Source organism: Streptomyces sp. NPDC059002 (assembly GCF_042740435.1).
GTDB lineage: Bacteria > Actinomycetota > Actinomycetes > Streptomycetales > Streptomycetaceae > Streptomyces.
Map to the genome: position 1 here is coordinate 243,981 of NZ_JBHYJI010000005.1, position 11,037 is coordinate 255,017.

At 73.1% G+C, this 11,037-nt stretch carries 6 protein-coding genes and 1 pseudogene; 5 read left to right on the forward strand and 2 right to left on the reverse strand.

The features are described from left to right. The first annotated feature begins 32 nt into the window (after nt 1-32). The 5 genes from ACFWZ2_RS07715 to helR all read left to right on the forward strand — a co-directional run bounded on the left by ACFWZ2_RS07715 (nt 33) and on the right by helR (nt 9,819). The gene (locus ACFWZ2_RS07715) at nt 33-1,124 is read left to right on the forward strand and encodes a GNAT family N-acetyltransferase (RefSeq protein ID WP_384543339.1); all 1,092 of its coding nucleotides are present in this window, start codon (nt 33-35) and stop codon (nt 1,122-1,124) included. 340 nt (nt 1,125-1,464) lie between these two features. Further along, nucleotides 1,465-1,995: a TetR/AcrR family transcriptional regulator gene (locus ACFWZ2_RS07720; RefSeq protein ID WP_384543342.1), complete on the forward strand. Its 531-nt coding sequence runs from the start codon at nt 1,465-1,467 to the stop codon at nt 1,993-1,995. 79 nt (nt 1,996-2,074) lie between these two features. Next, nucleotides 2,075-5,296: an amidohydrolase family protein gene (locus ACFWZ2_RS07725; protein ID WP_384543344.1), complete on the forward strand. Its 3,222-nt coding sequence runs from the start codon at nt 2,075-2,077 to the stop codon at nt 5,294-5,296. Nucleotides 5,297-5,395: 99 nt separating this feature from the next. Further along, nucleotides 5,396-7,462 (forward strand): ATP-binding protein, encoded by a 2,067-nt coding sequence (locus ACFWZ2_RS07730; RefSeq protein ID WP_384543347.1) that lies wholly within the window; start codon nt 5,396-5,398, stop codon nt 7,460-7,462. A 179-nt stretch (nt 7,463-7,641) separates the two neighbouring features. Then, on the forward strand, nt 7,642-9,819 hold the full coding sequence (gene helR / locus ACFWZ2_RS07735; protein WP_384543350.1) for an RNA polymerase recycling motor ATPase HelR: 2,178 nt from the start codon (nt 7,642-7,644) through the stop codon (nt 9,817-9,819). Between the two features lie 31 nt (nt 9,820-9,850). Here helR and ACFWZ2_RS07740 read toward each other — a convergent pair whose 3' ends face one another. After that, a complete protein-coding gene (locus ACFWZ2_RS07740; protein ID WP_384543353.1) occupies nt 9,851-10,708 on the reverse strand; it encodes a class I SAM-dependent methyltransferase in 858 nt (285 codons plus the stop codon). Between the two features lie 67 nt (nt 10,709-10,775). After that, nucleotides 10,776-10,889: pseudogene (locus ACFWZ2_RS07745) on the reverse strand (VOC family protein); the annotation flags it as partial. Between the last annotated feature and the right edge of the window lie 148 nt (nt 10,890-11,037).

Consider the following 11,037-nt stretch of genomic DNA (forward strand, 5'->3'; position numbering starts at 1 on the left):
GACGGAACCCGTGGAGAGGCGGTCGGTCTGAGATGGACCTCTCCCTCCACGGACCCGACGAGCTGAGTGCCGCGCTGCGGCAGGCCTGGCACCGGACGATGGACATGTCGCCGCAGTACGCCAACCCGTTCCTCGCACCGGAGTTCGCGGCCGGTGTGGCCAGGCACCGCCGCGGGGCGCGGGTGGCGGTGCTGCACGAGAGCGGCGAGCCCGTCGGCTTCCTGCCGTTCGAACGCAACGCCCTCGGCGTCGGGCGCGCCATCGGCCTCGGCCTCTCCGACTGCCAGGCCCTCGTGCACCGCCCCGGGGTCACCTGGGACACCAGGGACCTCCTGCGGGGCTGCGGCCTCTCCGTCTTCGAGTTCGACCACCTCGTCGAGGAGCAGCAGCCCTTCGCCGCCTCCGTCACCGGGACGTTCGCCTCACCGGTGCTCGACCTGAAGGTGGGCGAGGAGAGCTACCCGGAGTGGCTGCGGGGCGCCTACCCGGGCCTCGCCAAGACGACGTTGAAGAAGGAACGCCGCCTGGGGCGCGACCTCGGCGAGGTGCGGTTCGTCTACGACGAGCGGGACCCCGCGGTGCTGCGCACGCTGATGCGGTGGAAGTCCGCCCAGTACCGCAGGACAGGACGGATGGACCGGTTCGCCAAGCCGTGGATCGTCGACCTGGTCGACGACCTGTTCCAGGTCCGTGAGGAGCACTTCACCGGCGTCCTCTCGGTGGTGTACGCCGGGGACCGGCCGGTGGCCGCACACTTCGGGCCGACGTCCAGCACGGTCTTCGCGGCCTGGTTCACCGCGTACGACCCGGAACTCGGCTACTACTCGCCCGGCCTGATGATGCACTTGCGGATGGCCGAGTCGGCGGGCCGGGACGGAGTGCGCGTGATGGACATGGGGCGGGGCGAGAAGGAGTACAAGGACTGGCTCAAGACCCGCGACCTGCGCGTGGGCGAAGGCTTCGCGACCCGCACCCACCCGGTGGCGACCGCCCACCGGATGTGGCGCAGACCCGTGCGCGGACTGCGGAACACGGTCCTGGCCCATCCCGCGCTGCGCGACCCTGCCGACCGGCTCCTGAAGACCGTCGGCACGCTGCGTACCTCGCGGCGGGGTTCCTGCTGACCGTACGGGTCCCGCGGTGCGCGGAACCCGACGAGTGGGGCGGCCCACCTGGAGGGAGGGGCTCGCCAGGGGGCCCTTCGCCCCACTCGCCGGCCGGCTCCCGGCGGCGGTCGGGCGGCCGATGTCTCCCGCGGTGGCCGCCTAGCCGGTTGGTGCTGCACACCGGGAGCCTGTGGTGGTCCGGGTGGTGGGAGTCGCCGGGGGAGACAGACGGGTCTGTCTTCCGGACCGGTGCCTTCACGATGGCAGCGGGCGGAGGCCCTGTCCAGGACTAATCTGGAGGATTATGGACAGCGGCCCGCCGTCTGAGACGCCCCGACTCCCGCCGCGGGAAAGGATATTGAGCGCCGCGTACGCCCTCTTCTCCAGACGCGGTGTCCGTGACGTGGGCGTGGACGAGGTCATCGCCCGCTCCGGGGTCGCCAAGGCGACGCTCTACCGGCACTTCCCCTCGAAGGACGACCTGGTCCTCGCCTTCCTCGCCCGCAGGGAACGGCAGTGGACGCTGGGGATGATCGTGGCGGGGGCCCGGGAGCGGGGCCGCACGCCGGAGGAGCGGCTGCTCGCCATCTTCGACGTCTTCGACGACTGGTTCCGCAGCGACGACTTCGACTCGTGCGCGTTCATCAACGTCCTGCTGGAGATGGGCGGGGAACACCCGCTGGGGCGCGCGAGCATCTCGTATCTGGCGAATATCCGCTGCCTGGTGTGTGCGATGGCCGAGGAGGCCGGGCTGCGCGACGCCGAAGGGTTCGCCAGGTCACTGCACATCCTGATGAAGGGATCGATCATCTCGGCGGCGGAGGGGGACACCGACGCGGCCCGCCGGGCCCGGGCGATGGCGTGCGCCCTGATCGAGCGGCACCGGTGACCGGATCGGCCGACGGGTGGCTCGCCCTCGCCCCCGGGGTGTTGCCCCTGGCACGCGCGATGCGCGAGTGTGCTCTGTCATGGACCGTGAGCGGAACAACGCCGCCTTGCCCCTGTCCCGTCGTCAACTGCTCGTCGCCGCGGGCGCCACCGGCGCCGCGGGAGCGATGACCGCCCTGGGCGCCACCCCGGTACTCGCCCGGCAGGATTCCGAAGTCGCCCTCTCCTTCACCCGGGGCACCAACGCGGCCGCGACCCTCGCGCCCGCCGGTGACCGCCTCGTCGCCGAGGCGCAGGCAACACTGTGGTCGGTGCCGCTCGACGGCGGAAAGGCGGTGCCTCTCACCCCCGCCGGACTCGAACCGAACCGTCCCGTGCACGCCCCCGACGGGGAACTCGTCGCGTTCTGCGCGTATCAGGGCGGCGGCTTCCACCTCTGGACGGTGCGCCCGGACGGGACGCGGCTGCGGCAGCGCACGGACGGGCCCTGGGACGACCGGGGCCCCGCCTGGTCGCCGGACGGCACCCGCGTCGCCTTCGCCTCCGAGCGGGGCGGCGACCCCGTGAAGGGCAGCCCGTACCGCATCCATGTCCTCCACCTCGACAGCGGCCGACTGACCCGCGTCACCGGGCTTCCCGGGCAGGACGGGCCGCTGCAGGACGGGCCGTGGGAGGACTTCGACCCCACCTGGTCCCCGGACGGCGAGCGGATCCTCTTCGTCCGCGGCACACCCGTCACCACACCGCAGGGGACGTCCCTCGACTCCCGCACCGTCGCCGCGGTCGACGCCGGGGGAGCGGGCCCCGTCACCGTCGTACGCACCGAGACCACCGCCGCGCAGGTGATGACCCCGGCCCTGTCCCGGCACGGCGACCGCCTCGCCCACCTGCGCACCACGCCGTCGCCGAACGGCTCCTGCACCCTGGTCGTGGACGGCGAGGCCGTCGCCGTCGACGGGGACATCGCGCCCGTGCCGCCGCGCTGGACCCAGGACGGCCGCCTGCTCCTCACCGTCGACGGCCGCTTCACCCTCGTACGCCCGGACAGGCCGAAGGCGACGCAGACCATCCCGTTCGACGCCACCCTGCCCGTGGACCGGCCCCGCTACCGCGTCAAGGAGTACGACCTCGGCCAGGGCCGGGCCCGTCCGGTGCGCGGCATCCACCTGCCCGCACTCTCGCCCGACGGACGGCACATCGCCTTCGCGGCCCTCAACTCGCTGTGGCTCGCGGACACATCGGGCGGCCGCCCGCCCCGGCGGCTGCGCACGGCGGCCGCCACCCAGTACCTCCTCGGACCCGCCTGGGCGCGCGACGGCAAGTCCCTCGTGTACGCCGACGACCGTGACGGGCTGCTCGGCGTCCACCGGCACGATCCCGCCACCGGCAAGGAGACCGCGCTCGCCACGGGCGGCCGCGTGCACCCCGCGCTGTCGCCCGACGGCAAGCGCCTCGCCTGCCTCGACATGACGGGACAGCTCGTCGTGCGCGACCTCGACACGGGCACGGAACGCGTCCTCGCGACGCCGCTCGGCGGCGGCGGGCTGCCCGGCAGACCCAGCTGGTCGCCCGACGGCCGACACGTCGCCCTGTGCGACCGCAACCGGCTCAACCTCCGCTTCCGCGAGGGCTACAACCTCATCCGCGTCGTCGACACCGAGACCGGCGCCGACCGGCTGCACGCCGCCGCACCCCACACCTCGCTCTCCGACCGGTACGACTCCGGGCCCGTCTGGTCGCCCGACGGGCGATGGCTCGCCGTGATCGTCGAGTCCGCGCTCTGCCTGCTGCCCGTCGCGGCCGACGGCACCCCGCGCGGCGAACTGCGCACGCTCACCCGCGAACCGGCCGACCACCCCTCCTGGTCGGGGGACTCCAGGACCCTCCTCTACCTCTCCGGCACCCGGCTGCGCCTGATCGGCGTCGACGGCGGCGCCGCCCGCACCGTCCGCGTCCCGCTCGACGCGCGCAGGCCCACACCCGCCGACACGGTCGTGCACGCGGGACGGCTGTGGGACGGCACCGGCGACAGCGTGCGCGACGACGTGGACATCGTGGTGCGCGCCGGACGCGTCAGCGCCGTCGAACCCCACAGGCCCGGGCGCCACGCGGCCGCGACACGCAGCATCGACGCATCGGACCGCACCGTCGTCCCCGGACTCTGGGACACGCACACCCACCCCTGGCAGAGCACCTACGGCGGGCGGCAGACGGTCGGCCAGCTCACCTACGGCATTACCACGGCGGTCTCGCTCGGCGGCTTCGCCCACGAACAGGCCCGCATCCGCGAGGCGGTGGCGGCCGGACAGCTCGCCGGGCCACGGCTCCTGACCACGGGCGAACTCCTCGACGGCGCCCGGGTCGCGTACAGCATGGGCCGCGCGCACACCACCCGAGCGGGCCTGCGCCGATCTCTGGAACGGGGCGAGGCCCTCGACTGGGACTTCGTCAAAACCTATGTACGCGCCCCGGGTTGGGTCATGGCGGAAGCCGCCGAGTTCGCCCACCAGCGGCTCGGCGTGCGCACCGGAGGCCATCTGCTCTCGCCCGGCATCCAGCTCGGCCAGGACGTGACGAGCCATCTGCAGGCCACCCAGCGCGCCGAGTTCGGCCATGCGATCACCGCGACGGGCCGGGCCTACGACGACGTGCTGGAGATCTACAGCGCACCGGGCGCCCGCTTCTCCCTGATCGCCACCCCGTTCACCTCCGGGCCGCTCATCGGCGCGGACCCGGGCCTCGCCGACGACCCGAGGGTCACCGCCGTCATGGCGCCCTGGGACGCCGCGTCGGTCAAGAAGTCGGCGCAGGTGCCGCCCACCGAGGCCCAACTGGCCACGCTGCGCACGGAGACCGACATCTACCGCCGCGTCCTCGCCGCGGGCGGCCTCGTCGCGCTCGGCACCGACCAGCCCATCGTGCCGATCGGCCTCGCCCTCCACCTGGGACTGCGCGCGCTGCACCGCGGCGGCCTCACCCCGGCGCAGGCCCTGCGCACCGCGACCGTGCTGCCCGCCCGGCTGTTCGGCGTCGAACGCGAACTGGGCACCGTGGAGCCGGGCAAGCTCGCCGACCTCACCGTCGTCGACGGCGACCCGTTCACGGACTTCCGGACGATGGTGCGGACCGTCGCGGTGCTGCGCGGCGGAACCCCGTACAGCACAAAGGAGTTGGTGGGCGCGTTCGAGCCGTCCGCCCGGCGCATGGGCGCACGGCGCGACGCGGGCCCGGGCGACGGCGCGGCCACCCGGGACGACTGGCTGGCGGTCGCGGAGCAGATGCGCAAGGACGGTTGCTGCTGAGCACTCCGGCACCGGCGTCAACACGGCGCCCCCCACCCACATGGGCGGCTTCCTCGGCGTCCGCGCCTGCGCCTGTGCCGGTGCATCAGACTGCTGCCCATGGAAGGAAAGGTTCCTGAGGAGAAGACCAGTTTTGTGGGGCGCGAGGCGGACCTGCGGCGGCTGAGCGAAGCCCTCGCGGCGCACCGCCTCGTGACCCTGACCGGGATGGGCGGCGTGGGCAAGACCCGGCTCGCCCTGCGCGGAGCCCTCCAGGGCAGGGCCGGGTACCGCGACGGGGTGTGCTGGGCCGACCTGTCCCCGCTGATGGACGCCCATCTGCTGACCGCGACGGTCTGCGACGCCGTGGGCCTCGCCGACCACACGCCCCGCATACCGGTGGACGCGCTGCGGTCCTGGCTGCGCGACAAGCGCCTGCTCCTCGTCCTCGACTCCTGCGAGCATCTGACGGACCAGTGCCGCCTGTTGATCGCCGACCTGCTCGGCGTCGCCCCCGGCCTGACCGTCCTCACGACGAGCCGCCAGCCCTTACTCCTGCCCGGCGAGTGCGTCCTGGACGTGGAGCCGCTGCCGGTCGGACGGGCGGCGGCGGGCCGCTCCGACGCGCTGCGGCTCTTCACCGACCGGGCCGCCCGCATCGTCCCCCGCGCGACGCTCGCGTCCCCGGGCTGGGCCGCCGACGCCGCCGAGGTGTGCGAGCGGCTCGAAGGCATCCCGCTCGCCCTGGAGTTGGCCGGGGTGCAGCTGCGCCACCGCAGCGTACGGAGCCTCGCCGACGGGCTCGGCTCCCGGCTCGCCGAACTCACCGGGTCACCGCGGATGCGCCCCGCCCGGCACCAGAGCCTGCGCACGACGATCGGCTGGAGCCACGAGCTGTGCACCCCCGCCGAACGGCTGCTGTGGGCGCGCCTCTCGGTGCTGCGGGGCCCGTTCGACCTCGGCGTCGCCCAAGCGGTGTGCGTGGGCGGGCCGTTGACGCGCAGGACCGTCGCGCGGGCCCTCGCCGGTCTGGTGCGCCAGTCGGTGGTCGGCCGTGACGGGCCCCGCTACCACATGCTCGACACCCTCAAGGAGTACGGCCGCATGTGGCTCGCGGAGCTGGGCGAGGAGGACCTCGTCGCCGACCGGCACGCGGCGTGCTTCCTGAACCTCGCGCGGCGCGCCGACACCGAGTGGCTCGGCCCCCGGCAGGCCCACTGGTACCGGCGCGTCGCCGAGACCCACGCTGACCTCTGCGCCGCCCTGCACCACCTGCTGGACCGGGCCCCCGCCGAGGGTCTCGAACTGGTCAGCCGCGTGGCCTTCTTCTGGAGCTGCTGCGGCCATCTGCACGAGGCCCGCACCTACTTGGAGCGCGGCCTAGCCCGGCACCACGAACCGGGCCCGCTGCGCACCCGCGCCCAGTGGGCACTCGGCGTCGCCGCGCTCCTCCAGGGCCAGCACGAGACCGCCGAACGGCTCGGCGAGCACTGCGCGCGCGAGGCCGCACGGGACGGCGACGGCCAAGGCGTGCTCGCCGCCGCGTACTTGAGGGGCATCACCTATCTGCTCACCGGACGCCCCCTGGTCGCCCGCACGCTGGCCCTGCGCGCCCTGGACGACATGCCGGGCGAGGACCTGGCGTCGGCCTCCCGGCTGCGCTGCCGCCTGGTCGCCGTCTTCGCGCAGACCGCGCTCGGCGCCCTCGACGAGGCCCTGGAGGCGGCCAGGGAACTGCGCGCGGCCTGCGAGCGGATCGGCGAGCACTGGACCCGGTCCTACCTCGACTACCAGCTCTCCCTCATCGCCCTCTTCCAGGACCGGCCGCGTGAGGCGGCCGACCACGCCCGCGCCATGCTCCTCGGCAAGCAGCGCATCGGCGACAGCTTCGGCATCGCCATCGGCCTCGACCTCCTCGCGGCCGCGTCGGCGGCACAGGGCAGGGCCGAGCAGGCCGCGCTGCTCTCCGGCACCGGACACGCGTACTGGCGCAATGTGGGACACCCCCAGCGCGGCACACCGGAGCTGGCCCCGCTGCGCGCGCGGACCGAACAGCTGGCCCGCGCCGGCATCGGACCGAAGGCGTACGCACTCGCCCTGCGCAGAGGGGAACGCGACACCGGCACCGGCCTCGCGCTGGCCCTCGGCGAGTACACGCTCCGAGGAGGGCATGCCAAGGGCGGCTGAAACCGGGAGAGGGAGAGGCGGCAACGGGGAGAGGGAGAGAGGCGATCAAGGGAAAGAAGGCGTACCCACTCCTTTCCACTTTCAACTTATAGCTGACAGGGGGGCTTGCGGCAAGGCCCCTCCCATGCCGCAGAATCTCTCGCCGAGGCCAGAACTTGCGGAAATGGGAGATTCATCAAGTGCGTTCGTATTCGTCGGTCGATGGGGCATTCGACCTTCCCGAGCACCTCGCGCCCAAGGCGCAGGCGCAGCTGATCGACGCCGACGAGCGGCACTTCGCCGCGGTCGCGGAGAGCCTGGAGCAGACGATCGCCGATGTGTCCCACGCCCTCGACACCGTGCGCAGGGCGCCCGGCGGCATCGGCAGGGAGGCGATGGACCGGGACACGGAGATCCACCGGCTCACCGGCCGGCTGCGCGCCCTGCGCCGCTTCGGCCTCGACCTGTGCCTCGGACGGGTCGTCGGCGCCGCCGACGCCGAGCCCGTGTACATCGGACGGCTCGGCCTCACCGACAGCTCGGGGCGGCGCCTCCTGATCGACTGGCGCTCGCCCGCGGCCGAGCCGTTCTTCGCGGCGACCCACGCCAACCCGATGGGCCTCGTGAGCCGCCGCAGGTACCGCTGGACCCGCGGCAGGATCAGCGACTACTGGGACGAGGTGTTCACCGCCGAGGGGCTCGAAGGCCATGCCGCGCTCGACGACCAGTCCGCGTTCATCGCGAGCCTCGGCGGCAACCGGTCGGACCGGATGCGGGACGTGCTCGGCACCATCCAGGCCGACCAGGACGCCATCATCCGCGCCGGATCCCGTGGCGCCCTCGTCGTCGACGGCGGTCCCGGCACGGGCAAGACGGTCGTCGCGCTGCACCGCACCGCGCACCTCCTGTACTCCGACCCGCGCCTCGGGCACCGCAAGGGCGGCGTGCTGTTCGTCGGTCCGCACCAGCCCTACCTGGCGTACGTCGAGGACGTCCTGCCCAGCCTGGGCGAGGAGGGCGTGCAGACCTGCACGGTGCGGGACCTCGTCACCGAGGGGGCCGCGGCAGGGGAGGAGACCGACCCGGAGGCGGCCCGCCTGAAGTCGACCGCGGGCATGGTGCGGGCGATCGAGAAGGCCGTCAGGTTCTACGAGGAGCCGCCGGCCGAGGGCATGACCGTCTCGACCGACTGGGCGGACATCTGGCTGAGCGCCGAGGACTGGGCCGAGGCGTTCGAGGCGCCGGGACCCGGCACCCCGCACAACGAGGGGCGCGAGCAGGTCTGGGAGGAACTGGTCGCGATCCTCCGGGACAAGCTCGACGACGACGTGCCCGAGGAACTCTTCCAGCGGTCGCTGCGGCACGACGAGGAACTCGTCACGGCCCTCCACCGCGCCTGGCCGCTGCTCGAAGCGGCCGACCTGGTGTCGGACCTGTGGACGGTCCCCGCCTATCTGCGGATGTGCGCGCCCTGGCTGAGCCCTGACGAGGTGCGGACGCTGCTGCGCAAGGATGCTCCCCAGGCCTGGACGGTGTCCGACCTGCCGCTCCTGGACGCGGCACGGCAGCGGCTCGGCGACCCGGAGGCGGCCCGGCGCAGGCGCAGGCACGAGGCGATCCTGGCCGCGCAGCGCGAGCGCATGGCGCAGGTCGTCGACAACCTGATCGACGCCGCGGCCGACTCCGGCGCCGACGGCGACGACGGCGAGGGCCTGGTGCGCATGCTGCGCGGCCAGGACGCCAAGGTCAGCCTGGTCGACGAGGCCGAACTGCCGCCCGGCGACCCGGATCTGCTCGCGGGGCCGTTCGCGCACATCGTGGTGGACGAGGCCCAGGAACTCACCGACGCGGAGTGGCAGATGCTGCTGCTGCGCTGCCCGTCCCGGTCCTTCACCATCGTCGGGGACCGGGCCCAGGCCCGGCACGGGTTCACGGAGTCGTGGCAGGAGCGGCTCAAGCGGATCGGGCTCGACCGGATCGACGTGGCGTCCCTGAGCATCAACTACCGCACGCCGGAAGAGGTCATGACGGAGGCCGAGCCGGTCATCCGCGCCGCGCTCCCGGACGCCAACGTGCCGACCTCGATCCGCAGCAGCGGCATCCCCGTCGTGCACGGCTCCGTCGCGGACCTCGGCCAGGTCCTCGACACCTGGCTCGCCGCGAACGCCGACGGGATCGCCTGCGTCATCGGCGATCCCACGTTCCACGCGACGCCCCGCGTCCGGTCGTTGCCGCCGGAGCTGACGAAGGGACTCGAGTTCGACCTGGTCGTCCTCGTCGACCCCGAAGAATTCGGTACGGGCATCGAAGGCGCGGTCGACCGCTATGTCGCGATGACCCGCGCGACCCAGCGACTCGTCGTCCTCACGAGCTCCTGACGCGAGGAGGGACGCCCGGAGGCGGTCGGCGTCAGGTGGTGGCCACCAGGATGTCCTCCCCGGTCGACGGGCGCAGGCCATCGGTCCGGTCGGCGAAGTAGCGTGCGGCGAGGGCCGTTCCCGGCACATGCCGGGCCTGCGCGAAACCCGCGTCGCGGGCCAGCGCGAGGATCTCCTTCGGGGTGTAGAAGCTGCGGAACGGTGTCCCCGCCGCCTTCGCCCGTGGCCTGATCGCATCGATCGCGGGGCGGTCGGCCGCGTCGATGAGCTCGGCGGGCAGCATGAACGTCATGGCGAGCGTCGAGCCGGGCGCGAGCCCGGCGAGACGGCGCAGGTTCGCCACGTTGGCGTCATGGGTGAGGTACATGCTGACGCCCGCGCAGACGACGACAGCGGGCCGGTCGGCATCGAAGCCCGCCGCGGCCAGCCGCTCCCACCAGTCGGCGCCCGCCTCGAAGTCGACCGGCACCAGGCGCAGCGAGTCGGGGACCCCGAGGCCGAGTTCCACGAGCCGTCGGCGCTTCCAGTCCTGGGTGCCCGGCTGGTCGATCTCGAACACCCTCAGCCGGGCGGCCGACTCCGGCCTGCGCTGCGTGAAGGTGTCAAGTCCCGCTCCCAGTACGACGTACTGGGCGACGCCGAGTCCGCACTGCTCGGCAACCAGGTCCTCTATGAACCTGGCCCGTCCCACGATGGCCGCACGGAACCCGCTGGTGCCGTGCGGGTCCATGTCGGGGCGCTGCCGCCAGCCCTCATCGGGGGCCGCGAGGCGCAGTCCGACCTCGTCCTCGAACACATGGGGCGGCGCGTCGATCTGCACATGCATCGCCCGCCAGAGCGCCACCCGCACCGCGGTGCTGTCCGGCACCTCGGCCTGCTCGTCAGCCACGAATGTCCCTACTTCCACGCGGTCGGTCCCGGCGACGAGCCTAGGGGAGCCGCGGGGGAGCCGGGTCCTACTTGCTGTCCAGGAGCTGGATCAGATTGCCGCATGTGTCGTCCAGGACCGCGGTGGTGACCTGGCCCATCTCCGAGCGGGAGCCAACACCAGGCGCACGCGCAAAGGAGGCGCTTGCAATAGTGCGCGTCTGCAAGTAATGTCCTCGCATGTAAGACGCGCTTGCATCTGGATGCGGCGCTCACGCGGGGCCGCTCCGGCCCCTCCCCCCCATTACTTTCTACGTAGCCCCGCAACGGGGTTACCGGCCTTCGGAGTTG

Coding starts and splice junctions, on each gene's coding strand:
- ACFWZ2_RS07715 (WP_384543339.1), top strand. CDS start 33: ATGGACCTCTCCCTCCACGGACCCGACGAGCTGAGTGCCGCGCTGCGG.
- ACFWZ2_RS07725 (WP_384543344.1), top strand. CDS start 2,075: ATGGACCGTGAGCGGAACAACGCCGCCTTGCCCCTGTCCCGTCGTCAA.
- ACFWZ2_RS07730 (WP_384543347.1), top strand. CDS start 5,396: ATGGAAGGAAAGGTTCCTGAGGAGAAGACCAGTTTTGTGGGGCGCGAG.